The organism is Halpernia frigidisoli (assembly GCF_900113805.1).
In the GTDB taxonomy this organism is placed as follows: Bacteria; Bacteroidota; Bacteroidia; order Flavobacteriales; family Weeksellaceae; genus Halpernia; species Halpernia frigidisoli.
The window spans coordinates 234,845-259,196 of sequence record NZ_FOQT01000001.1; the positions used below are offsets into that span (position 1 = coordinate 234,845).

A 24,352-nucleotide genomic window follows, 5' to 3' on the forward strand; every position below is an offset into this window, starting at 1 on the left:
TTTGACCCGTCAAAAAACCCAAAATATATAAAATGGAAAAAAGACTTATATTAATAGCGATAATGATAATATCAGTTTTCGGTATTTATTCTTTCAAAAGCGGTGCCAATTTAGATAGCGTAAAAACAAGTTTCGCATCTTATTACCACAGCAAGTTTAACGGTAAAAAAACAGCAAGCGGTGAGATTTTTAGTAATACTAAAATGACCGCAGCAAATAAAAGCCTTCCGTTCGGTACATTAGTAAAAGTTACTAATCTTCGCACAAATAAAAGTGTAGTTGTTAAAATCAACGATAGAGGACCTTATCATACATCTCGAGCAATTGATCTTTCAAAAGCAGCGTTTGATGAAATTGGAAATCTGGATCGTGGAATAATGCCAATTGAATATGAAGTTGTGAATTAAAACACTTCTAATTTTAAAAACAAAAAAAGTTTGCTTCGGCAGGCTTTTTTTTTGGATTAATTTAAATATTGTATCGGAAACGCTTATATCAAAAATTAATAAAAGACATTATAAAATTAAAAAATACAGCAATAAAAGTAAAATTCTACAAAAAAAATCTTTTGCACGATTTGTGTATAGTAGAAAAGATTTCTTATTAGAAGTTATTTGAAATCTTTATATTTACATACACAAATGAATCTTATGAAAAATACTAATTCCGTTTACGAACAGAATGGTTACGACCGTAACTCTATATTAAATGAAAATTATCTATTTATAAATAATTTTACAAAAAAAACGGGGAGATTCGGAAACTATTATCAACATGAGGACAGTGCACTATTTAGATGCTGGTTCTTAAATGGCAATTTGCAGGTAGGGAAAAAAAGTGGAGTTGATGGAGAATGTTTCTGGGTCGCAGCGATTCAAAATGAAATAGATTTCAAAAATATTTATCGAATCATCACTTCCAAAGAGTTATTAACAACTACAATGTCATTGGAATTAAATGGCTATTCGTTTGAAACTGGTGTATAACTAATTTTCTACAATAAACATTTTTTAAATTTTCTTCTGTCTTTTTTGTTCCGTCACAGACTGGAAAAAACGACAAAGTGAATACATAGAAAGTTGGCCCGCAGGACCATTCAGATTGTATTCAAACCCATGGGTTCCCCAAGGAATTGTCAGCAGATAATTTTTAACTTTATTTTTATCAAGTTCTCTTTTAAGAGCTACACTTTGTACATGCCAAACGTGAGCATCATTAATTCCGTGTGCTAAAAATGTCGGTGGTGATTGTGAATTGACATGGAACAGAGCAGATTCTGCGTTATATCTTTCAGGTACCTCTTCAGGAGTTCCGCCCAAAAAGTCACGTTCTACTTTTTTTGAATCCATTATCCATGGATTATCCGGGTTTTTGTAGCTCCACGGCAATGCAATCGCACCGTAAAAACCTGCCACGCCTTTTACGCCATTTTCATGACCAGTATAGGCCATTGTTAAAACTATCGATGCGCCAGCAGAGCGGCCTAACATTACAAAATTCGTAGTATCAATTTTTAATTCGGTTGCATGAGCCCGCAGCCATTTAAATGCCGAATGCAGATCTTCCTGCTGCGCCGGACTTGGATATTTTGGAGCAAGCCGGTAACTTATAGTTGCGACTTGATAACCAACATTTGCAAAATAAGTATTTTCATGCTCAATTTCATGAAAATTTCCCTGTTTCCATGAGCCGCCATGAACGACAACTAAACAAGGGCGAACGCCGGGAAGGGCAGAATGTGTAAAATTTAATTGTAAATCTACACCATCAGGTTTTGCAAAAGTGTAGGTTTTATAAGGAATATCTTTTGCGCCGTTTCCTGTAAACATTTGCAAAAAACTAAAAGGTTTGTCCTGATGAAAGCCTTTTACCTCTGAATCTTTCAGTCCGTAGGCATTTTCAAGTTCTTTGTCTAAATTACTGCCAACATTATATGCACGAACAATTGGTGAGGTCAATATTACAAAAGTCACCGCACTTATAATCAAAGAAAATTTTCTAAGCTTTAAAGAATACCAACTCCAGATAAAAAGCGCAAGTGAAACAAGCATAAATATCCACGGAAATTCTGGCACTGCGATCCCGGCATACCAGGTACTTTGACTGGGAACCGGAAAATAATTAACTAGAGACAGTACGAAGAGAATGATGATGAGTATAAATCGTATCAAAATGTTAGTTTTTAGTTATCGTGTTATATAATTGTAAAAGATACGATTAAATATAGATGTTAGACTTAAATCTCCATTCCATTTTTATTTTTTAAAAACTTCTAAATAAGATATTTTTTAAACAAAAAATAAGATTCTATCCGCCAATTGTGATCATACTTCGATTATGATGATTGCTTAAATCTTCAAAATCCGCATTTTCATCCATTCCGGCGCGAACTGCTTTTTTCTTTGTCACAGCCGTATAAATAACGTCCTCAATATTATCGCCATTTCTTAATGCTGTTAAAAGATCAGTCTCGGAAGTTGAAAATAAACAGTTTTTAATTTTACCGTTTGCCGTTAAACGAATTCTGTTACAAACATCACAAAACGGATTTGTTACTGAAGAAATAATTCCAAAACTTCCCGCGTAATCTTTTATTTTAAAATTTCTCGCGGTAAAATTCTGTTCATTTTTTATAGAAATAATATCTTCTGACTTGTATTTGTCAGAAACTCTATCCAAAATTTGTTGGTAACTGACCAGTTTAGATTTATCCCAACTGTTTCCGCTAAAAGGCATAAACTCAATAAACCTGATATTCACAGCATTATTTTTGGTAAATTCTATAAAATTAATTATCTCATTTTCATTAAAATCATTGAGTAGAACTACGTTTACTTTTACGTTGAAACCTTCTTTAATCAGCAAGAGAACATTTTCAAAAGCTTTGTCAAATTGATTTCGTTTTGTGATCGTATTAAATTTTTCCGGGTTTAAAGTATCCAAACTAACATTGATATCTCTTAAATCGTATTTTTTAAAATCATCAATAAAACGATCAACTAAGATTGCATTAGTCGTAATTGAGATCTGAACGGGAAATTCAGCTAATCCGGCTAAAATTTCCGAAAAATCTTTTCTTAAAAGTGGTTCGCCACCTGTTAATCTTATTTTATTTACCCCGTTTTTCACGAAAACTTTTGCGATCTCTACCACTTCAGATGAGGTCATTAAATTTTCTTTCGGCGTCAATGGTACGCCGTGTTCCGGCATACAATAAGTACAGCGCAAATTGCACTTTTCTATGAGCGAGATCCGCAAATAATTATGTTGACGTCCGAATGTATCGGTTAATATTTCTGTCGTTTTACTCATTTAATGTTTGTCTCCGTTCATCATTTTAAAACTGTGAAAAAGTGCCGGAAAAACGGCATCTAAACTTTCTTCCACGCCTTTGCTGGAACCGGGAAGTGATAAAATTAGAGTCTCATCAAGTGTCCCGACAATGCTTCTGGAAAGCATTGCAAACGGCATTCTGTCCTGACCGTATCTTCTTATCGTTTCCTCTGCGCCGGATAATCTTTTATCCAGAAGTGGCAGAATGGCTTCCGGTGTGTTGTCTCTCGGTGACAAACCTGTTCCGCCGGTTAAAACAATAATATTGTAAATTTTTTTCAGGTCCTTCACAGCATTTTGAATTTTATCTAAATCATCGGAAACGATAAATATTTCTGATGTTTTCAAACCAAATTTCTGCATTTTTTCTTTAATAACTAAGCCCGATTTATCAATTCCTTCACCTTTAAATAAACTGTCAGAACAAACAATAATTCCCACTTTTAAACCAGAAATATCAGCAATAGGGAAAGAACTTTTTCCGCCCTTTTTTTCTAAAAGTTTGATGGTTTTTATCTCAATTCCTTTATCAATAGGTTTTAGCATATCGTAAATATTGAGTGCGACAACACTTGCGCCGTGCATTGCTTCAACTTCCACGCCTGTTTTATAAATAGTTTTTACAGTTACTTTTATGATAATTTCAAGATCTTTAATTTCGTATTCAACGCCTGTAAATTCGATTGGCATCGGATGACAGTCGGGTAATAATTCAGGCGTTTTTTTTACCGCTAATAATCCGGCGGCTTTGCTCATTTCAAAAATATTTCCCTTCGGAACTTTATTATTTTCAATAGCTTTTATCGTTTCTATAGTGCTAACGGAAACCGTCGCCTGAGCTGTCGCACTCCGTAAAGTATTTGATTTATGTGTAATATCTACCATTTAAATATTCTTTTTCCATTGGTGAGATTCATCTTCAAAAATTTCTTTTCCAAAGATCGGCACTTCACTTTTTACACGATTCACGATGTATTCTGTCGCCTCGTAAACTTCCGGCCGGTGTCCTGCAGAAACAAAAACCAACAGGCAAATCTCGCCCACATTTATTCTTCCCAAACTGTGATAAATATGCATGCAGGTCAGATGGTATTTCTCAAAAGTTTCTTCCCTGATGATTTCCAGTTTCTTATTTGCCATTTCTTCATAACAGCTAAAATGTAATGCAGTAACGTTTTTACCCTCAATAACATCCTTCCGAACCTGACCCATAAAAATATTATGTGCGCCAATTTCGCTTTTGGTCTGGTGATTTTGAATCATTTCTGCAATAAATTCCGGGGTAATTTTACCCTGCAAAAAGACCTGTTTTGTTTTCTTTGTCATTAATTTCTGGTGCATTTTCCATTAAACAATAAATGTTATTAAAGTTTTTCTCGATTAAAATTTTTGCTGCAACTTCACTTCTTTTTCCACTTTGGCAAAATATAAATAGAGGATTTTCGGTTGGAATTTTATCTAAATTTTCCTCTAAATTAAGAATTGGAATTTGAAGGTAGTTTTCAAGTGAAATTTTCGGTTTTTCCTCAGGATTTCTCACATCTAAAAAAGTGCCGTTTAGTTCTTTTGCTTCTTTAAATGAAATTTTATTGATTTTTTGAGAATATTCATTAACGAAAAAATCTTCGGTGATATAATGAGCTTCCTTTTTTTTGTAATTAAATAAATGCTGTTCGTTATTTAAAGAATTGACTAAAAGCATCTTGTCAGTCAATAATTTTCCGATATTTAAAAAATATTTAAAAACTTCGTTCGCCTGATAAATTCCTGCCATTGCAACAGTGACGGGCATCACACCAGCTTCCGCGCAACTTTGAACTTCCTGCGGTGGATTCGGATAAAGACATCTGTAATTTCCGCTGTTTTCAACATTAAATGTCGCAATTTGAAACTGAAAACGATAAACAGACGCATGAACAAACGGTTTTTTCGTTAAAATACAAGCGTCGTTAATTAAATATCTGATGTTAATATTGTCCGTCGCATCAACAATTAGATCAAATTCCGTGAAGATTTGTAAAGCATTATCGACATTTAAATAGTCGTCATAATTTTTAATTAAAATATCCGGAAACTGCATTTGTAACTTTTCTGCTGCGGTTTTTGATTTTGATTGATTTAAATCTTTTTCAGAAAATAAAATCTGGCGGTGAAGATTACTGTTCGTAACCACGTCGCCGTCAATAATCCCAATTTTTCCTATTCCAGAGGAAGCAAGATAAGGCAAAACAGCATTTCCCAAACCTCCGGCTCCAACTACCAAAACGGAAGCATTAGTTAACTTTTCCTGACCTTTTTGACCAATTTGTGGCAAAGTTATTTGACGTAAATATCTGTTTTTTTCCATAGTATTTATCCTCCTGCAAACGCAGAAAGAACTGCAATTTCGTCTATTTCTTCTAAATTTTTCTCCTCTGAAATTTCTATAATTGAATGATTGACCGCAATTTGAAAATCACTTTCATTCAAATGATAAGTTATTTTTAAAAAAGTGATCAGAGAATTAACGTCAGAAATTTCCTGCAAATTTTCTGAAGTTTTGTTGGTCTTTTCAGCTATTTCGCCAAAATATGAGATTTCCATTTTTTCTTAAATATTTTTAAAGGTAATTAATCGAGTTTCAAATAAGAAACCGATTCTCCTTTTTTTATGATTTTTACATTTTCCGGCACAATAAGCAAAGCATTTGAAACCGCAAAAGATTTCAACATGGAAGAAGCCTGCCCGGAAAATTCTGTCGCAATATCATTTTCCACATTTCCTTTTAAAAATAAAGTTTTTGCAAAATTATTTTTTATATCATTTTCGGATTTTGCCTGTAATTTTGGCAACTGTAAAGTTTTAAAACCCATTTGCGCTTTTAAAAGTGGCAACGCATAAATGTAAAAACACGTTAAACTTGCGGCAGGATTTCCAGGTAAAGCGAAAATCATTTTTTCTTCTTTTTTACCAAACCACAGCGGTTTTCCTGGTTTTTGATTGACTTTATAAAAAAGTTGATCTGCGCCATTTTCTTTTAAAGCTTCTTCTACAAAGTCATAATCACCAACAGAAATTCCACCTGAAATTAAAACAACATCGTTATTTTCCAGTAATTTTTTAAGGCAAATTGTGGTTTCCTCTAAAATATCTTTTGCAAATAAAATTTCTACTTCTTCGATGCTGAGTTTTTTTAGAGCCAACTTCAAAGTCAAAGAATTGCTGTCAAAAATTTCACCTTCCGCTAAAGTATCTCCGCTTTTTTTGATTTCATTCCCAGTAATTAAAATCCCTACTTTTGGTTTTGCGTAAACCTCAATATTTTTAATTCCAAGTCCGGCTAAAAAACCGACGGCAGCTTCATTTAAAAAATTTCCTTTTTCTAAAGCCACTTCTCCAACCTTGATCTGTTCACCTTCCGGTCGCACATTGCTGCCTTTTTCGGGAATTTTATCAATAAATATTTGATCTTCAGTTCTTGCAACATGTTCTTGCATCACGACTGTATCTGCATCATCAGGAACTCTTGCTCCGGTAAAAATACGGATTGCTCCGCCTTTTTTTATTTCAATATTCTTCGAAATACCGGTTTGAATTTCGGCAATCACTTTAAAAGAATTTTCTTCTGAATGAATAAACGCATAACCATCCATCGAAGACTGCCTGAAAGGCGGCATATTTAAAGGTGAGATCACATCTTCTGCTAAAATATAACCGTAAGAATCTGCAACATTTTTCGTCACGGATTTTAAAGGAAAACAATATTTTTCTACGATGGAAAGTGCTTTTGAAACTGAAATCATTTAATAAAATTTTTATAGTCTTCGGGCGTATCAATGTCTGTTAAATCAACTTTCATGTCAATTGTTTTCACATCCAAAACATCATTATTCAGCAGATCTGAGGCGCCTTTTTCTCCTTGCAATTTACGTAAATCCGGAAAATATTTTAGCGGAAAAATTGCGGGAACTCCATTTTTTTTTGAGTATTTAGAGGCGAAAATATGATCAGGTTTTTTTTTAAAATTTAAAATTAAAGCGTTCAGATAATCTGCTTTTATATTTGGTTGATCGCCGAGCATGATCAAAGCTGCATCAAATGACGATTTTTCTAAATATTTTATCGCGCAGGAAATACTGGAACTCACTCCTTCAGTATAATTTAAGTTCTCAATAATATCAATATTATAATCTTTAATGTTAGACCTAATTTCAGTTGAATTTGCACCTAAAACGCAAAAAATATCTTCGACGTGTGTTTTCAAAGCATTTTCAATGGTCAAACCTAAAAGTGTTTTATCACCTACTGGCAATAATTGTTTGGCGGTTTTCATCCGGGAAGAATTTCCGGCAGCGAGAATTAAAAGGGCAATTTTCATTGATCAGAATGAATTTTTCCAATATTGTTTTGCATCTCCATCAAATCAGTTTTTCGGGTCACAACTAAAATTTCTGAAAGAATTGACAGCGCAATCTCTTCAGGTGTTACAGCGCCAATATTTAAACCTGCGGGACTGTGGATTTTATCTAAAAATTCTTCGTCAAGATCTGGATTTAATTCAATCAATTCATTTAATATCAATTCCCGGCGTTTTTTAGAACCTAAAATTCCGATATATTTTAGATCGAAAAGCTGTAATTTTAGAAGATATTTGAGATCAAGTGCGTAATTATGCGTCATTAAAATTACGGCAGTTTGTGCATCTAGATGAAAATCTGCGATCTCCGGCGTTTGCGCAGAAACATTTTTAGCCCCCGGAAAATCTGAAAGTTCTTTTGGATCTTTTATCGAAGTAATGATTTCAACGTCCCAACCGAGAAAACTTGCCATTGTACACAGTTTTACGGAATCATGTTCGCCACCAATAATAATTAATTTAAAAGCTGGTTCTAGATTTTGAGTAAAAAGCTCTAAATTATCTGTTTTTTCTAGATCAAATTGATCGTTAAATTTATAAGCAGAATTATCATTAAATTTAATTTGACTTCCAAAATTTCCTATCACATCATCTTCTTTTTTAAACAAAGAACTGATCTGAAAACTTTCTCTTTTATGTAAAACTTCCTGAAATTTTAAATTAAGCGCTTCTGAAATTTTAAACGGTTCAATTAAAATATAGAGAATGCCTTCACAACCTAATCTGTAGCGGCCATCGTAAGTCATTACTTTTGCTTCGCCAGTTTTAAAAACACTTTCTGCGCGGTATTTTATTTCTTTTTCTACGCAACCGCCACTTACGGCGCCCGTCAACTTTCCATCTTCTGAGATCAACATTGTAACGCCAGGTTTTCTATAAGATGAACCTTCTAAAAAAACCACTGTCGCCAAAACGCTTTTTATGCTGTTTTGTTGATTTAAAAGGACATTTTCAAAGATTTTTTTTAGTTCGTGTGTCATTAAAATTATCAGTGTAGACTTATGAAAAATTGATTCGAATCAAAATTAGTAATTTTTAAAGCATCGCAAAAATTAAATTTAATATGACAGTAAAAGATTTAAACTATGATTTTTGTCGATATTTTGATAAATAGTAAGATTTTCTAAAAAGCATTTTTATTTTCAGATTTTTTTTTTAATTTAGTAAACGAAATAAGCGTATTTATTTCAAATCAACTTTAATCATTTTTTATGAATAAATCTATAAATAAATCAGGTCTTACCGAGGCTGAACAAAAATTACTAGAAGAAATTTTGGCTGAAGATGCAGCTGGGGTGACTCCTTTAGGTGAAAGTCGCCGCCATTTTATAAAACTAATGATGACTGCTGGTGCGGGCGTAATGGCTTTACAAATGGTTGGCGGTGCGCAGGCTGTTACTAAAGGTTTCACCGCTGAAGAACCAACTTCGCTGGAAAATCCTTTAAAAGTTAATTTTAAAGTAAACGGCGTGTCAAAATCATTAACGATAGACTCTAGAATGACTTTGCTCGATGCTTTGCGGGAGCGTTTGCAATTGACAGGTTCCAAAAAAGGTTGTGATCATGGTCAATGTGGTGCGTGTACGGTAATTGTGGATGATCATCGGCTTCTTTCGTGTTTAACTTTAGCAGCAAGTTGTGAAGGAAGTTCCGTAACTACAATTGAGGGAATTGCAAATAATGATGTTTTGCATCCTATTCAATCTTCGTTTATAAAACATGATGGTTTCCAGTGTGGTTATTGTACGCCGGGACAAATCTGTTCCTCAGTTGCTTTGCTTGGTGAAATTAAAAGGGGCGATGTCAGTTTTGTAACACCTGATGTTAAAAATATGAAACCAGTAATTTCTGACGATGAAATCAGAGAAAGAATGTCTGGAAATATTTGTCGCTGCGGCGCTTATCCTAACATCATTGCGGCAATACGCGAGGTTTATGGTGGAAAAGAAGTTGCCCAGTTTTGGCAGTTTTTAGATGATAAGGAAAGTGTTGCTCAAAGTAGTATTACAAATTTAAAAGAAGAAAAAACGATATGAGAGCCTTTAAATACTCAAGAGCAACCGAGCCTAAAAGTGCTTCAAAATTAGTCTCTGCAAATGAAAAAGCGCAGTTTTTAGCGGGAGGTACAAATGTTTTGGATCTAATGAAAGAAGATGTGGAAAGACCAACTGAGCTTGTTGACATTTCCAAAATTCAGTTGACTGATGTGACCGAAAGTGGCAATCTGATTTCCATTGGCGGACTTGGCAAAAATACGGCAACTGCAAATCATCCTTTAATAAGAAATAATTTTCCGATGTTGACGCAGGCGATTTTAGCAGGCGCCTCCGCTCAGATCCGAAATATGGCGACGAATGGTGGAAATTTAAACCAAAGAACACGTTGTTCCTACTTTTTTGAAACGGCAATGCCTTGTAATAAAAGAGAACCTGGTTCTGGTTGTGGTGCTTTGGAAGGCGTAAACAGAATGCACGCTATTTTTGGCTGGTCAGAAAGTTGTATCGCTGTTCATCCGTCTGATATGTGTATTCCTTTAGTCGCTTTGGATGCAGTTGTTAAAATTCAAGGTGTAAATGGTGAGATGAAAAATATTCCTTTCTCAGATTACCACAGACTTCCGGGAAATGATCCTCAAAAAGATAATAACTTAGTTCATGGTGAACTAATCACGTCCATCGATATTCCAAAAAATAATTTTGCAAATAATTCCTGTTATTTAAAAATAAGAGACCGATCCAGTTATGCATTTGCTTTAATATCAGTTGCAGCAGCTTTGGAGCTTGATGGCAAATCCATAAAAGATGTTCGTTTGGCTATGGGCGGCGTTTCACATAAACCTTGGCGTGCTTTGGCAGCTGAAAAATTTTTAAAGGGAAAAACAGCAAATATGGCAAACTTTAAAATTGCGGCCGAGGAAGAAATGAAATCAGCTAAAGCTTTTGAACACAATCAATTTAAAATTGAAATGGGCAAAAAAGCAATTGTCAGAGCTTTATCTCAAGCTTTAGATGGCGGAACAGCGTAGTGAAAACTTCAGACTTTCTAAAAATATCTTAATTAAATAAAATTATTAATGAATGGCTAAAATTAAGTCTTCTTATAAATAGAGATTTGTTTTGGTAGAATTTATTAAATCAAATAAAAAATTTACTCATGGAAAAAGAAACCGTAATAGGGAAACCGCTGGACAGAATTGATGGGCCACTGAAAGTAAGCGGTACTGCAAAATATGCGGCGGAATTCAATCAAAAAAATATGGCTTATGCTTTTCCGGTTCGGTCAACAATTGCCAGTGGTTCGATTTCAAGCATTGACATTTCCGAAGCAAAAAAAGCGCCCGGAGTGGTCAATATTCTTACACATGAAAATGCGCCAAAATTAGCGCCTGCAAGTGGGGAAGAGTTCAAAAAAAGTGGAGCAAGCGTAGGGGAAAATTTTATTCCTATGCAGGATAATCAGGTTCATTACTGGGGACAATATATCGCGCTTGTGATTGCAGAAACTTATGAGGAAGCTCGTATGGCTGCGGCAATGGTTAAAGTTAATTATACAAAAGGAATTGTTTCAGTCAATTTAGAAAAAGCGCTTCCGGGCGGTTTCAGACCGGAGAAATCCAATGGACAGCCTGCCCAGATCAACGCTGGAAAAACACAATCGATAATTGATTCAGCTGCTGTTAAGGTTGATCATTCTTATTCAACATCCACGGAAAATCACCATCCTATGGAACCTCATGCTTCCGTTGCAGTCTGGAACGGGGAAAGTAAAGTTACATTATATAGTTCTTCACAAGGCGTTATTGCATTAAGTGCAACAGTTGCCTATTTTTTTAAATTAAAACCGGAAAATGTTCAGATCATCAATCCTTTTGTTGGTGGTGGTTTCGGATCTAAAGGTTCAGAATGGGGTCAGGGAATTTTAGCGACAATGGCTGCAAAAGTGGTGAAAAGACCTGTGAAGTTGGTTATTACGCGTCAAATGATGCAAACCAATGTTGGCCGCAGAAGTGAAACAATTCAGAAAGTAGCATTGGCAAGTGATAGAAACGGAAAATTACAGGCAATTCGTCATGAAAACGGCACTTACGCCAATCTTTCAGAATATTTTGAACCAAGTGGAAAGCAATCCGCGGTTTTATACGCATCACCTCTAAGGGAAATTACCCATAAAGTGGCAAAACTAAATATTGGAACACCAACATTTATGCGTGCTCCGGGAGAAACTCCGGGCGTTTTCGCTTTGGAAACGGCAATGGACGAGTTGGCTTACGAATTAAAAATGGATCCGATAGAATTGCGGCGTATTAATCACACCGCTGTAGATCCAATGAAAAATCATCCTTTTAGCAGTGAATATCTGCTCGATTGTTATACAATTGGTGCAGAAAAATTTGGCTGGAATAAAAGAGACATGAAACCAGGCAAAAATAAAGTTGGAAATCAATTAATTGGCTACGGAATGGCGACTGCGACTTATCCTGCCATACGAAGTTCTGCATCGGCAAAGGTTCAACTAAAAAGTGACGGTTCCTTTGTGGTAATGTGCGCAACACAGGATATTGGCACAGGAACTTACACGATCATGGCGCAAACTGCTGCTGAAGCTTTAGGAGTTGATGTTAAAAATATTACCGTAAAATTAGGAGATTCAAGCCTTCCACCGGGACCAGTTTCCGGAGGTTCTACAACAACTGCCAGTGTAAATCCAGCTGTTTATGAAGCTGCAAAAAAACTTCGAAATGACCTCTTGATTTTAGCCAGGGCAGATTCTCAATCTCCGCTTTATGGTAAAAAAACAGAAGATATTAACTTTTCAGATGGCTTATTTTATTTAAAAAATGACCCAGCGAAAAAAGATGCCTACGTCGCGATTATGTTAAGACATAAAAAAACTTTGATGGAAGGTTGCGTGACAGCAATGCCTGCTTCCGGAAGTGGATTAGGTTCTCAAAAATCAATGTGCAGCAACGCAGAGATTGAACTGGATGAAAATGGAGATGCTGAGAAATATTCCTTTCACTCTTTCGGGGCGCAGTTTGCGGAAGTTTGGGTGGATGAAGATTTTGGAACTGTTCGCGTTAAAAGATTTGTAAGTGTTCATGATGTAGGAACGATCATGAATGAAAAAACCGCACGTTCACAGATTCTTGGTGGTGTAATTTATGGATTTGGTTCAGCTTTAATGGAGGAAACAGTTTATGATCAACGTTATGGAAATCCGGTGACGCGTACTTTAGCAGATTATCACGTTCCGGTGAATTTAGATGTGCCGGAAATTGATGTTTATTTTATCGGTAAAAAAGACCCGCATATTTCGCCAATTGGCGCAAGAGGAATTGGCGAAATTGGTATTACCGGCGTTTCTGCAGCAATTGGAAATGCGATATTCAATGCGACAGGAAAAAGACTTCGGGATCTGCCATTTACACCAGATAAATTAGTGTAAGTTGTACGACATTATAATATTTTAATGCAAACTTAAAATTGTATTAATGACAAAAAAAGCGTTGGTAATCAACGCTTTTTTTTTGTAGAAATGAAGGTGCTTTGAGTATATCTTCGTAGAACTCAATAGAGGCTTATTTTAATTAAAATCAGTTAATTATCTATTAATAAATACTTATTAAATGGAATAAATAACACCTAATCTGATTCTAGATTTTTAAAAAAGGGGCTCCGTCTAATAGCAATGAATTTTAATCTTTTTTTTTAAATTTCATAAAACGCAATATTAATAAGGGTTTAGTAACAGGTAATTTCTTTAAAAGATAAAACGAAAATTCGTTTTTGATAATTTTTAGTCAAAATTAGAGATTTTAATTTTAAATCTTCATTTATAGTAAAAAACTAAACGTAATTTTTGAAAGTTCCTGTAAATATTTAATTTTTAGAATAGAAATTGATAAAATTGTCCACTTCGTTTGTTTATGGGCATCCTTTACTACAAACAAAATTTTTATTGGTTGCAATTCGTTCTTTATTTAATTTCGCAAAGAAGATTTTAGTGTCTTTTAATTTCGGGTTTTCATAAATCTCGTCTGGTGTGTATATTTTGTGAAAATAGTGGGGCTTTACACCGTTATATTCTAAATAAGATTTATCCACATGATTTTTCAATTCAAATGAAACTACTTTATTCTGTTTCAAAAAAGTTTGTTTCAAAATTCGGTTATTTCCTTCGATCAAACTATTTGAAAAAAGCACGTCTTTTAATGCAACTTTTTTGTGAATGCCTACCTTACAGTCAATAATAAATTCATGAATTGTAATATTGTTGTTTTCACTTCCGCCATCTACAATCAAATCTAATTTTTGCGTGTCAATTTTTAAATCTTTTTTCTGTAAAAATTGCTCATCAATCGCACGTTTTAAACTCTTTAATCTTATCGCTCCAGAAAGTTTTTCACTCACATCCCAATCCAAAACCTTTCTCGAGAAATTGTCCATCAAAGTGTAAATGAACATCATTTTATTGTCCGTGGTTTTGTATCTCGTAACATCCATGTGCCAAATTTCATTCGGCTTTTCTGCTCTTATAGAAATTCGCTTTCGCTTTTGGTAAAATTTCTTACGCTTCAATCCGAACCCCAAAAGTTTTGCATAATGATACCAACTTTGTCTGGACATAGAAATTTTGCCGTCTTTCACGCCTTTTCCCCAAACAGAGCCGCTGCTCCAATGAAGATACTTTTTATCCGCCAATAACAATTTCATTATATGGATTTCCTTTTGGCTAATTTGTCGGCTAACTCTTTTGTAACACATCCAAATCAGAGATTCCTTACATTCATATTTCTTCATTTTTTGCCATTGCCCAAATTGATTTGATGAGATTTTTAAAAATTTTAAAACCACACTTTTGTTTTCCGAAATCTCTATAAATTTTGCAATAAAAGGGGTTAAAATTCTATAATTGGTTTTAATGAAATTTTGAAATTTTTTCTCACCAAAGAGATTTATAATGCTCAAGTACAGCCTGCCAAATGAAAGAAATAGTTGTCTGCTTTTTTGCAACCGCATATCTGCAATTATTTTCAGGTCTTCTAATGTGCATTGAGCCACTTCTTCAAATTCCGTCCCGGAATAATGAGCAGTATCTTTATTTTTCCAATAAACCGAAGTACTTCTGGGTATTTTTTCTAAATACGTTTCTGGGAAAATCTGCTTTTCAATCCCCAAGGAAAAGCAAAGTTTGATGTTGGTGTGGTAGGAAGTATAGGTCTGTGGCATATAATTTCTGTTTGATTGTACAGTAATATTATGATTAAATTTTAAAACCTTGCTTGTAAATAATTTCAATAATTTTTATCAAAAATTATTAGTTTTTAATTTTAATGCAAATATTACTATTATGATTTTTTTTAATTATTCGTAAAAGCATAAAATCTAGTTTCAAGGATATATCGCTAAATAAATACTATTTAGAAGTTTGGCTAATAAAATTTTTAAGACTAATCTTAGTTTTTTTGAGAATTCGATTCTTAAAACTATTGTACAATGTGTTCAAAAAAATATTATTATTGCGAAAGAAATAATAGCCACCATTTTAGCCACCCTTCAAAAAATAAAATACTGCTAATCAAAAGATTAGCAGCATTTAAAGTACCCGGTGCCGGATTTGAAAAAAAAAAGATCTGTAATATATAGAAAGTAGTCCGCAAATAAGACAAATCACATTTCTGTAATGCGATATATATCACTTGAACTTTATATATTTGTTACAAGCCGTGAAGGTTGAGATAGTACTAGGTTTAAATATCAAATGGTTTTAAACTCTTTCTATAATTCGATATAGAGGTTTAAATTTACTTTATCTTTCGATACTAATTAATTATTTTCTATTTTATCTTACAGCGAAAAGAAAAACAAATTACTGAACAAAATTAATTATGAAGTTTATACACCTTTAGAGATTTCCTCCAAAATAATGACTTTGATAGAAGATGCAGAGGAAGAAATCATTTTAGTTTCGCCTTATGTTTCAATTTCTGGTTGGACAAAAATGAAAAAATGCTTAGAAAGAGCAGTTAAAAGAAATGTAAAAATCACATTTTTTGCAAGGGAAAATGCAAAGCAAGATTTAAGTTTTATAAAGCAAATAGGAATAAATCTAATTCTTGTAATGGATTTGCACGCAAAATTATATTTGAATGAGAATTGCGGCATCATAACCTCTCAAAATATAAGTCAATATTCAGATACTAATTCAATTGACATAGGTTATGTGACTGAAAATATTAGTGAAAGGAAGGAATTGATAGATTTCATAAAGAAGTATGTGGGAAGTATTGATCCTGAAAAAAAAGATTCGATTGCTGAAAAAATCGCGCAAAAAGATATTGTGGAGAAAATTGAATTAGGTGAAATCGAAGTAGAATACCTCTATAATCGCTTACGTACAAAATATCCTTATTGCAAATTTAAAAAAACTTCAACATACGTTTTTTGCGGTGATATTTTAAGTTTTGCAGATGTTATGATAGATAATGAATTAACAATTAAATTTAGAAATAGTTCAATGAATTTTGAGAAAACACTAAGTAAATTCGAAACATTTAATTTTAAAAATTATTCTTTAGAAAGACTTTCAACGCACAAAACATTTTACTATATAACATTCATTCCGGATAATAAATCAGATTTTAAGAAAATTGTCGAGGATATTTTGGAGATAATTAGATTAATTTTAAAAAGTGATATTTGAAGAAACTTTAGAAATTAAAATATTCCAATATTTTATTCCCCCAATTTTTTTTGCAGTATGTAAGACAAAAAGAAATAAAACTATTAATTAGATAAGTTTAAAAAACAAAAAATAATAAAATGCCATTTAATCCCAAAACTGAATACACAATAGTTCCAACTGAAATAAGCATAAAAGATTTCTTTGAATATAAAGAAGATTATGTTACAAGACCATCATATCAAAGAAAAGCGGTGTGGAACAAGAAAAAAAAATTAAGCCTTGATTGATAGCCTTTTTAGAAGATATTATATTCCCAAGTTGGTAATAAGAGAAGTACGTAAAAATGAATCAACTACAGTAAGTGAAATTGTTGATGGTCAACAAATAATAACCACTGTGCAAGACTTCTTTGACAATAAATATTCGCTGCCAAAGAGTTTAGCCGATTTAGGAGATAATTTGGCAGGGAAGTTTTATAAAGATTTGGATACAGACATTAAAAAAAAATTTATTGACAAAGCATTAAAATTTCAAGCGGATAAAATTCAAAACATTGAAATACCGGATAACGTTGAGCATCAGATAATAGCAACAGATATTTTTTGGAGACTTCAACAAGGAGAATCTTTAAACTATATGGAAATTGCACATGCCCAAATATCAAGTTTAAGTAGAAATTTTATCGTAAAATATTCAGATGATTTGACTTTTGATTATGATGAATATAAACCAATAGACGAAAATCCAGACAAGTTGCCATTTTTCAAATTATTAGATGTTGATAATGATAGAATGAAACATTTACAATTTTTAGCCAGGTTCCTACTGATTGAAAATGAAGGTGGTTATGCAGATTTAAGTGATAAGAAAATAACAGAATTTATCAATGAACATAAAAATATAAAGGGAATTGGAGACTATTCTTTCGAAGATACCAAAATAGCAATTGCTGTAAGGAAAAATCTAAGTACATTCTATAATATTTTTAAGAATGATTTTATGATAGATGAAAATAATGGTATAAAAGAATTTTCTACGGAGTATTTCATTATTTCAATATATATGCTGATACGCCATTTAAGAATGTTTTATGTTTTAGATGAAAAAAACTCAAGAACGAGTTAAAGATTTTTGTTTATTATTTTTAAGAGAGATGGAAAACTTATGATGAAGGCACAGATATGGATTTGCTAACTTTTAGTAATAGAAGACAACAGGGGGAAACGGATTTAGAATCAAGAGATATAATTTTACGCCAAATATTTTTCAAGTATTTTTCAGATAATAAGTTTGAACTAATAGAAAATGATACTAGTAGAGCTTTTTCAGAATTACAAAGAATATTGATTTACAGAAAAGGCAAAGGACTTTGTCAGCAATGTCTGAGAGATGGACTTTCAGAAAAAGAAGCATCAGTAAGTTGGTCTAAATATCAAGCAGACCATGTTTCACCACATTCAAAAGGTGGAAAAACTGAAATCGAAAATGGAGAGTTGTTATGTTCTCATCATAATTTGTCTAAAGGAGCGAAAGTTTAATTTGTAATTACTATCAATACTAATTAATTATGAAAAAAAAATATACAAAACAAGAATTTGAAAATCTAGATTTTGACAACAAATGTGCAATATTTGAAACCGTACTTACAGACGATTATTTTAGTGGGCAAGAAAAAATAAACTTCTATTTTGATGGTGATATAAATATTAAAGTTTTATCACCAACACCAAAAGAAGAACAAGAAAGGGAGGATAGAGAATTTAAAGTACTATTGGATAAACTTACTATCAAACTTTTTAGAAGTAATGAGTGGATTGAATTAGATATTGATGAAATTCTAAAATAAATTTTTTAATAAAAACTTCTACTTAAATGAAACAACTCGGAGAAATATCTGCAATCGTTGGTTACAATAAACAATTTGAGGTTTGTGCCATTGAAATATATGAAGAATTATTAAACAATAATCTCGAATGGATAGAATTTGCAAGTGCAACTGCAGGTAAAATTGATGATGTACTAATAGGATGCAAAGATTACATCAAGGCATTTCAAGTTAAAGATGTAAGTTCAAATCTAACGTATAGTAATTTAACAACACCCAAAAAAAATGCGGGCAAAAGCATTATTGAAGGATGTTTTGAAGGATGGAAAAATTTAAAAGGAGAATATTCGGAAGTTATTTTGGCAAAATACATATCTAACGAAAAAGCATCTACTAAGGATAAAATTGATTTATACAAAGGAGATATAAAACCTTCATTTTCTAATTTTTTAGATTGTTTTTGGAACTATTTAAAAAGTTATCCATTGGACACTTTGGAGGAAAATTGGATACCTGTGTTTAATAATTTAAAAGATATGTGCCATGCGGAAGATGAAGAATTTATTCATTTTATAAAATCTTTCACATTTGTAACAGACAATGAGTATAATGTTCAAGAAAAGATATATGATTATAATTCTTTTCAGCGAGAAAAAGATATTGATAAAATTTCAAAAAATATTTTCAAACTCATTGGCACTAAAGGAAATAAAAAATATAATAAAAGAGAATTACTTTCTGAATTCAATTTGTTAGAAAGATATGAAACTTATTTTCAACATTCTTTTTTTGTAGATGAGGAACATTATCAACCAATAACCGAAACACTTCGAGAATTAAATGATGTTATTGATAAAAATACAAAGGGATATATAGCAATCATTGGTAACGCTGGTTCAGGTAAATCTACATTATTGACAAAATGGATAGATGTTGATAGGGATAGAGTTTTAAAATACTATGCTTATGTTAATAGCGAAATGGATTACGACTTTGGATATAGAGGGGAGGCAAAAATATTTCTCAAAGATTTACTAATTCAAATAAGAGAAAACTCTTTTTCCATCCAAAAGGAATTGCCTGCAGAAAATTTAGAAGAACTTCAAAAACAACTGTCTAATGAATTGAAAAATTTACAGAATGATGGAAAGAAAACATATATCATAGTTGATGGATTAGACCATATTGAAAGAGAACAGAACGTTACTAAAAGTTTGCTTGAAATACTTCCAAATCCTGAAAATATTCCTGACAATGTATATTTTATTCTTGGTAGTAGAACTATAGTTAATTTAGATAATCTACCGGATAAAATTAAACTTTCACTGAAAAACAATAATTCAATTGTATTTATTAAGCCATTAACTATTCAGCAAATTAAAAACATTACAGATTCCTATGACATAGAATTAGAAGAATATCAATTAACTGAACTAAAAGATAATACTCTAGGACACCCATTATTTTTAAGATATACAATTGAAGAATTAATTAAAATTCCAGTAGAAAAATATGAGGAGTTTATTTCGCAAAAAAGTTTTTCTGGAGATATCTATGATGAATATAATATTTTTTGGAATAAATATAATTTAGAAGAAAAATTTACTGATATTTTAGGAATCATTTCAAGATTTAGATATTCTTACATTGATATAAATTTATTACCCTTATTTCAAAATGATAAAAGTGTTTTACAAAAAATAAAAAACTTATCAGAACATTATTTTTATAAAAATGGAAATATTTGGCAATTTTTCCATAATAGTTTTAAAGAATTTTTAAAAGAAAAAACTTCGGAAAATTTCCTGCTAGAAGAATATGATGAAAAAATAAACATAGACTTTCACAAAAAAATATATGAAGTAACAAAAAATATAAACTCTGATTACAAGTATAATATACTGTTTCATCTTTACCATGCAAAGGATTATCAATTACTTGTTGAAAGTTCAAATCAATCTTTTTTTAGAGAACAATGGTTTGAGTTTAGAAACTACAAGAAAATTTTGGAAGACATAAAACTTTCTGCTGAATCAAGTTATTTTGTAAATGATACAGTAGCATTAATGGATTATTTTCTTTCTTATTCTGAAATTAGCCAGCGAGGAAACAACTTTCATATTAGTAATTATTACTCAATTTTTCTCAAAGTTGGAAAAATAGATATTGCAAATTCTTTCATATTTAATAATTTTGAATTGCTTGTTTCCAAAACTAAAGCGCTTGATTATGCAATTGAGTTATTTAAAGTTGGAAATATTGAGTTATCCCAATACTTGCTTAAAAAAGCAGAACCAGATTACATTTTAAATATATCTAAAAGGGTTTCACCAAATCGTAATGACAGAAATGAATTAACTGACACAGATGAAGTTGAGTTGGTTGTAAAATGGGCAGTACTTTCTTGTATATATTTTCCCATAGATGAAATTTTGGATAGAATAAAGGTAATCCAAGTTGAAGTAGAAGAATATGGTAGAAAGGAGAGAAGAAATATTGTACACGAAACTTTAGACCAGTTAAAAAATTTAATTTTTGAAATTGGAGATAAACAAAAATTGAAAGAACTAAATCAGTCATTGGAAAGAATTACTGATTTAGATATGTTTTATTTCTACTATGATGTTGTTTTTGAACTAGAGCCAGAAGAGGAGTTATATCAAACTAGTTTGAGTAAATTAATAAACTGGGATGAAACACAAAACAATTCTAAAAATAGAAGATTATCAATAATAGAGGCAATAATTAATAAGGATATTGCAAAAAGTTTAGAATATTTTAATAAACTTATAACTCCTTTAGAAATAATTGCAGATAAAGTAAATACTGAATATTTATCAAGAGATTATTTGTTATATATCTATGATTACTCTAGACTTTATTATATTGGAACTAAAGAATTTTCGGTTGAGTCGAAAGTTTTAATACCAAAAAATGAAAAGTCAATAGTATCGTCATTTTACAATGAGTTTGCTGAATTAGGAAAATGTTATGCTTATTTATATTATGATAATCCAGATGCATCGAAAGGATTTATTTTTCGTATAAATCAGATTCTTGGATATTTTCATCATCAAATAACAGATTACGAATACGAATATACAATACAAGAAAATAAAGTTAATCTTGTAAGTTTAATTATAAGAAATAGTGAATGGATTTCGCAAAATTTTTTACAAGATATTTTAGAACTAGTTTCAAACGAATGGGCAAATAATAATAAATTTTGGAAAGATGATGAGAAGCAAAAGATAATTGATGTTGTGATTGACTTTGACACAGAAAATATTTGGTGCGTAAATGAATTAAATAAAATTGATGATTATATTTTTGATAGCGTTGATAATTATGCACAAATAGAAAATGGTGTTAAGCAAATAGAATTGTGGAGTAAATTAGAGATGATAAATGAGGCTTATAAAATTCTAGAACAATTAATGGAAGTTTCATTTAGTATCAAATATGAGAAGGATTATCAGTTGGATTATTTGTTAAATTGGAATTTAAAGAATGAAATGATTGAAATTCAAGAAATTGGATTTATAATAAAATCTTTAAAATCAATAAGTTATAGTACTAATTATGCAAATAAAACACCCGCTGAAGAAATTTTAAAATCTTTATGTAGTTTTGGAAATGGTTTTGAAGTTTTTAAGTATTTGTTGTTTGAAGGGCAGGTTAATTTTGGAACTTCTTTAAATATTTCACTTAACTACTTACTAAACAAACTACCAAGTCAAAAAACTTTAATTGTAAAAATTTTCTCTAGAATTATTTTAAATTTTGATGATGGAAATTCTGCAACTTCAGATTTTATTAAAACAATGTTTAATAATGAAATAGATGAAAACATTGTTAAAACTTTAATTAATGAAATTAAAATTTATTCTATAGTTGAAAAAAGAACTGACTATTTAATTGAATTAAAGAAATATTGTAATGATAGGAATATGCCTTTAGAAAATCTTGAATTAGATTATAGTGAAAAAGCAAAAGATAGATATTCTTCTAATGATGATTATCAAAATTTAAAACTTAAAGATGGAAGATCATTACAAAAAAGTGAGGTTTCCGACATTGCAATTTCTTTTGATGAACTAATTAACTTAATGGAAAATGAAAATTCTAACAGTTATTTTAAATGGTCTGAAATTTTAAATGGTGTTTTACCAGTTCTTACATTACAGCAGATTGAAATAATAATAGAGAAAAAATCTTTTGATAGTGTTGAATTAACTTCAATAGCCCAAGGAATTTATAATCATTTTGGGGATAAAATATATGTTAAAAGTTTAATTCAAAAGGCATTAGACAAATCAAAAACTTCAGGATGGCAAGTTTATTATGATGGAGGTAGTATAATTAAACCTTTAGAATTACTAAAAATAGTTGATGATTCAGAAGCACATATTGCATTCAAAAAATTTGCAGAAAATATAGAATTTGTGAATTTTGGAAATGGGTTTTCAAATAATATAGATGATATTTTCAAAATTTTTGATAATGATTTTACTTATAATAAATACCATCCTGTTATAAGTGAGTATCTAAAAGAACTTTTAAAAAATAGTTATCGTAATACTGACATTCCTGATCTTGAAGGAAATTTGGAACCTGAAGATTTCCTTTTAAAAACTATTCAGTTTTTATTCGAGTTCCCTTCCTATTTTGATGAAATATTAATTGAGATATTAGCAGAAGAATTAGTACAAATTAAATCAATTGTCACACAAATACTTGCCTTTTTAAACAAAAGTAAAATGGAGTGGCAATATATAAGTTTATTAGCGACAATTAGTTTAGTGGATGTGGAATTTACCCGAAATTATCAAAACGGCATACTTAATATTTACAATCATCCAAGATTTGATTTACATTTAATTGCAGAAAGGATTTTAGATAGGCTTAATTTTGATTATGCTAGTCTAAATAGGCCAAATACCTTAAAAATTCCTCTAACCTATACCATAGAACTTAATTATAAACCAGAATTGGTAATCTCCGATAAGATTAGAATGAAAAGGCTTGACCAAACAGGATATTTAAGAAATACCAATGATCCATTGGAATACTGTCATCTATATCTTAATGAAATCAGTAAGATATCTAGAGAATCAGGGTTTGAAAAAGTTAATATTGCATATAGAATAATGAATTTGGGTAATTCAAATTTTACTCAACCTTCTTGGTATAGGGGATTATCTGAAAAAGAAATAAGAGATATTTATGAATATAAATTTGATCTAAAAATTTCTTACAAAAGACCACAATATCAAAAAGTTTGGTGTGGTCTAATGATGGTTTTAAAGGAATTACTAGACCTTGAAATAATTAGTTACGAGTTAGCATTCGTAATAGGAGATAATTTTGATGAAAGTATTTCTCAAATTCAAGTTCAACCAAAACCACTATTTATACCATCTATATTAAAAAAAGATGATTATGCACCTTATGCAGAAGTAGGATGGGTAGATAAACTTGATAATGAATACTTAACTAAAAATACAATATTTAATGTTTCTGAAAATTTATTTATCCTGGAAGAAAACACTTTTATTGAAGGACAGGGTGATGGTCTAACATTAGAAAGAAGACAAGCCTTTGTTGATTTTAATGAATTTAAGAATAATTTGCAATATACCTTGATTTTTAATTCTTCAAATAAACGCCACATATTAGATTACGAATCGATACAAATTCAATCACTTTGTTTTTTTAATTGGTCATGGTATTCCTTTAATAAAAAAATAAACTGGTTAGCATTTAACCCAATGATTGCTCACGATTTGGGTCTTAAATTAAGTGCTACTGGAAATTTTAGATGGTTGGACGAGAATGGAATAACTGTTATTGAATCTATATTTTGGAAAAGTAATGATTTATCAAATAAAAGTAGAAATCTACATTCTGAATCTGGATACGGATGGTATGTTACGATTACAAATGACGGTATAAGCCGATTAAAAAATATTGGTATAAATACTCTTTACCAACACACGAAAATTTTTAGAACTATGAAATTCAAACAAAGAAACTACGGAACAGAAATAGATGAGGAGAATAGTGAGTTTGATATAAGAATTATTAGTTTATAACTAAAAACACCCAGAGAA

At 31.3% G+C, this 24,352-nt stretch carries 20 protein-coding genes; 10 read left to right on the forward strand and 10 right to left on the reverse strand.

What is annotated here, in order from left to right; translation table 11 throughout:
- Positions 1-32 precede the first annotated feature (32 nt).
- Both BM238_RS01150 and BM238_RS01155 read left to right on the forward strand, forming a co-directional pair.
- Positions 33-407, forward strand: coding sequence for a septal ring lytic transglycosylase RlpA family protein (locus BM238_RS01150; RefSeq protein WP_090078354.1), 375 nt, complete (start codon positions 33-35; stop codon positions 405-407).
- A gap of 243 nt (positions 408-650) precedes the next feature.
- Positions 651-986, forward strand: a complete 336-nt coding sequence (locus tag BM238_RS01155) for a hypothetical protein (RefSeq protein ID WP_143093327.1) — start codon at positions 651-653, stop codon at positions 984-986.
- A 24-nt stretch (positions 987-1,010) separates the two neighbouring features.
- Here BM238_RS01155 and BM238_RS01160 read toward each other — a convergent pair whose 3' ends face one another.
- The 9 genes from BM238_RS01160 to BM238_RS01200 all read right to left on the reverse strand — a co-directional run bounded on the left by BM238_RS01160 (position 1,011) and on the right by BM238_RS01200 (position 8,709).
- On the reverse strand, positions 1,011-2,171 hold the full coding sequence (locus tag BM238_RS01160; RefSeq protein WP_143093328.1) for an alpha/beta hydrolase: 1,161 nt from the start codon (positions 2,169-2,171) through the stop codon (positions 1,011-1,013).
- A gap of 136 nt (positions 2,172-2,307) precedes the next feature.
- The gene (moaA, locus tag BM238_RS01165; RefSeq protein WP_090078357.1) at positions 2,308-3,312 is read right to left on the reverse strand and encodes a GTP 3',8-cyclase MoaA; all 1,005 of its coding nucleotides are present in this window, start codon (positions 3,310-3,312) and stop codon (positions 2,308-2,310) included.
- A complete protein-coding gene (gene moaCB, locus BM238_RS01170; RefSeq protein WP_090078358.1) occupies positions 3,313-4,218 on the reverse strand; it encodes a bifunctional molybdenum cofactor biosynthesis protein MoaC/MoaB in 906 nt (301 codons plus the stop codon). It lies immediately after the preceding gene.
- Entirely contained in the window at positions 4,219-4,659 is a 441-nt protein-coding gene (locus tag BM238_RS01175) for a molybdenum cofactor biosynthesis protein MoaE (RefSeq protein ID WP_090078359.1), read from the reverse strand.
- Complete coding sequence (locus tag BM238_RS01180) at positions 4,622-5,680, reverse strand: HesA/MoeB/ThiF family protein (protein ID WP_090078360.1); 1,059 nt, start codon at positions 5,678-5,680, stop codon at positions 4,622-4,624. Before BM238_RS01180 ends, BM238_RS01175 begins: the two co-directional genes overlap by 38 nt.
- 5 nt (positions 5,681-5,685) lie before the next feature.
- Positions 5,686-5,916: a MoaD/ThiS family protein gene (locus BM238_RS01185; RefSeq protein ID WP_090078361.1), complete on the reverse strand. Its 231-nt coding sequence runs from the start codon at positions 5,914-5,916 to the stop codon at positions 5,686-5,688.
- Between the two features lie 26 nt (positions 5,917-5,942).
- Positions 5,943-7,115, reverse strand: coding sequence for a molybdopterin molybdotransferase MoeA (locus BM238_RS01190; protein WP_090078362.1), 1,173 nt, complete (start codon positions 7,113-7,115; stop codon positions 5,943-5,945).
- Positions 7,112-7,690 carry a nucleotidyltransferase family protein gene (locus BM238_RS01195; RefSeq protein WP_090078363.1) on the reverse strand — a complete coding sequence of 193 codons (579 nt, stop codon included), beginning with the start codon at positions 7,688-7,690 and terminating at the stop codon, positions 7,112-7,114. The genes BM238_RS01190 and BM238_RS01195 overlap by 4 nt, the downstream gene beginning before the upstream one ends.
- Positions 7,687-8,709 carry an XdhC family protein gene (locus BM238_RS01200; protein WP_090078364.1) on the reverse strand — a complete coding sequence of 341 codons (1,023 nt, stop codon included), beginning with the start codon at positions 8,707-8,709 and terminating at the stop codon, positions 7,687-7,689. Before BM238_RS01200 ends, BM238_RS01195 begins: the two co-directional genes overlap by 4 nt.
- A gap of 231 nt (positions 8,710-8,940) precedes the next feature.
- Between BM238_RS01200 and BM238_RS01205 the strand changes: the two genes are divergently transcribed.
- From BM238_RS01205 to BM238_RS01215, 3 genes are all read left to right on the forward strand, one after another.
- Positions 8,941-9,765, forward strand: coding sequence for a 2Fe-2S iron-sulfur cluster-binding protein (locus BM238_RS01205; RefSeq protein WP_090078365.1), 825 nt, complete (start codon positions 8,941-8,943; stop codon positions 9,763-9,765).
- Complete coding sequence (locus BM238_RS01210) at positions 9,762-10,754, forward strand: FAD binding domain-containing protein (RefSeq protein ID WP_090078366.1); 993 nt, start codon at positions 9,762-9,764, stop codon at positions 10,752-10,754. Before BM238_RS01205 ends, BM238_RS01210 begins: the two co-directional genes overlap by 4 nt.
- Before the next feature lie 128 nt (positions 10,755-10,882).
- Complete coding sequence (locus BM238_RS01215; protein ID WP_090078367.1) at positions 10,883-13,174, forward strand: xanthine dehydrogenase family protein molybdopterin-binding subunit; 2,292 nt, start codon at positions 10,883-10,885, stop codon at positions 13,172-13,174.
- 479 nt (positions 13,175-13,653) lie between these two features.
- Here the strand turns inward: BM238_RS01215 and BM238_RS01220 are convergent, their stop codons facing one another.
- The gene (locus BM238_RS01220; RefSeq protein WP_143093329.1) at positions 13,654-14,958 is read right to left on the reverse strand and encodes a DDE-type integrase/transposase/recombinase; all 1,305 of its coding nucleotides are present in this window, start codon (positions 14,956-14,958) and stop codon (positions 13,654-13,656) included.
- A 697-nt stretch (positions 14,959-15,655) separates the two neighbouring features.
- On the opposite strand from BM238_RS01220, the gene BM238_RS01225 reads away from it, so the two are divergent.
- From BM238_RS01225 to BM238_RS01245, 5 genes are all read left to right on the forward strand, one after another.
- Positions 15,656-16,432 carry a phospholipase D-like domain-containing protein gene (locus tag BM238_RS01225; protein ID WP_090078369.1) on the forward strand — a complete coding sequence of 259 codons (777 nt, stop codon included), beginning with the start codon at positions 15,656-15,658 and terminating at the stop codon, positions 16,430-16,432.
- A 261-nt stretch (positions 16,433-16,693) separates the two neighbouring features.
- Positions 16,694-17,539 carry a GmrSD restriction endonuclease domain-containing protein gene (locus tag BM238_RS01230; protein ID WP_143093330.1) on the forward strand — a complete coding sequence of 282 codons (846 nt, stop codon included), beginning with the start codon at positions 16,694-16,696 and terminating at the stop codon, positions 17,537-17,539.
- Positions 17,540-17,595: 56 nt separating this feature from the next.
- Entirely contained in the window at positions 17,596-17,952 is a 357-nt protein-coding gene (locus tag BM238_RS01235) for an HNH endonuclease (protein WP_090078371.1), read from the forward strand.
- Positions 17,953-17,981: 29 nt separating this feature from the next.
- Positions 17,982-18,260: a hypothetical protein gene (locus BM238_RS01240; protein WP_090078372.1), complete on the forward strand. Its 279-nt coding sequence runs from the start codon at positions 17,982-17,984 to the stop codon at positions 18,258-18,260.
- A 26-nt stretch (positions 18,261-18,286) separates the two neighbouring features.
- Positions 18,287-24,334: a P-loop domain-containing protein gene (locus BM238_RS01245; RefSeq protein ID WP_090078373.1), complete on the forward strand. Its 6,048-nt coding sequence runs from the start codon at positions 18,287-18,289 to the stop codon at positions 24,332-24,334.
- Positions 24,335-24,352: the final 18 nt, after the last annotated feature.

Bases quoted from the DNA above. Each gene is read 5' to 3' on its own strand.
- BM238_RS01235 (WP_090078371.1), top strand. From the start codon at position 17,596: ATGGATTTGCTAACTTTTAGTAATAGAAGACAACAGGGGGAAACGGAT.
- BM238_RS01205 (WP_090078365.1), top strand. From the start codon at position 8,941: ATGAATAAATCTATAAATAAATCAGGTCTTACCGAGGCTGAACAAAAA.
- BM238_RS01185 (WP_090078361.1), bottom strand. From the start codon at position 5,916: ATGGAAATCTCATATTTTGGCGAAATAGCTGAAAAGACCAACAAAACT.
- BM238_RS01200 (WP_090078364.1), bottom strand. From the start codon at position 8,709: ATGACACACGAACTAAAAAAAATCTTTGAAAATGTCCTTTTAAATCAA.
- BM238_RS01175 (WP_090078359.1), bottom strand. From the start codon at position 4,659: ATGACAAAGAAAACAAAACAGGTCTTTTTGCAGGGTAAAATTACCCCG.
- BM238_RS01240 (WP_090078372.1), top strand. From the start codon at position 17,982: ATGAAAAAAAAATATACAAAACAAGAATTTGAAAATCTAGATTTTGAC.
- BM238_RS01245 (WP_090078373.1), top strand. From the start codon at position 18,287: ATGAAACAACTCGGAGAAATATCTGCAATCGTTGGTTACAATAAACAA.
- BM238_RS01195 (WP_090078363.1), bottom strand. From the start codon at position 7,690: ATGAAAATTGCCCTTTTAATTCTCGCTGCCGGAAATTCTTCCCGGATG.
- moaA (WP_090078357.1), bottom strand. From the start codon at position 3,312: ATGAGTAAAACGACAGAAATATTAACCGATACATTCGGACGTCAACAT.
- BM238_RS01215 (WP_090078367.1), top strand. From the start codon at position 10,883: ATGGAAAAAGAAACCGTAATAGGGAAACCGCTGGACAGAATTGATGGG.
- moaCB (WP_090078358.1), bottom strand. From the start codon at position 4,218: ATGGTAGATATTACACATAAATCAAATACTTTACGGAGTGCGACAGCT.
- BM238_RS01210 (WP_090078366.1), top strand. From the start codon at position 9,762: ATGAGAGCCTTTAAATACTCAAGAGCAACCGAGCCTAAAAGTGCTTCA.
- BM238_RS01190 (WP_090078362.1), bottom strand. From the start codon at position 7,115: ATGATTTCAGTTTCAAAAGCACTTTCCATCGTAGAAAAATATTGTTTT.
- BM238_RS01225 (WP_090078369.1), top strand. From the start codon at position 15,656: ATGACTTTGATAGAAGATGCAGAGGAAGAAATCATTTTAGTTTCGCCT.
- BM238_RS01150 (WP_090078354.1), top strand. From the start codon at position 33: ATGGAAAAAAGACTTATATTAATAGCGATAATGATAATATCAGTTTTC.
- BM238_RS01180 (WP_090078360.1), bottom strand. From the start codon at position 5,680: ATGGAAAAAAACAGATATTTACGTCAAATAACTTTGCCACAAATTGGT.
- BM238_RS01155 (WP_143093327.1), top strand. From the start codon at position 651: ATGAAAAATACTAATTCCGTTTACGAACAGAATGGTTACGACCGTAAC.
- BM238_RS01220 (WP_143093329.1), bottom strand. From the start codon at position 14,958: ATGCCACAGACCTATACTTCCTACCACACCAACATCAAACTTTGCTTT.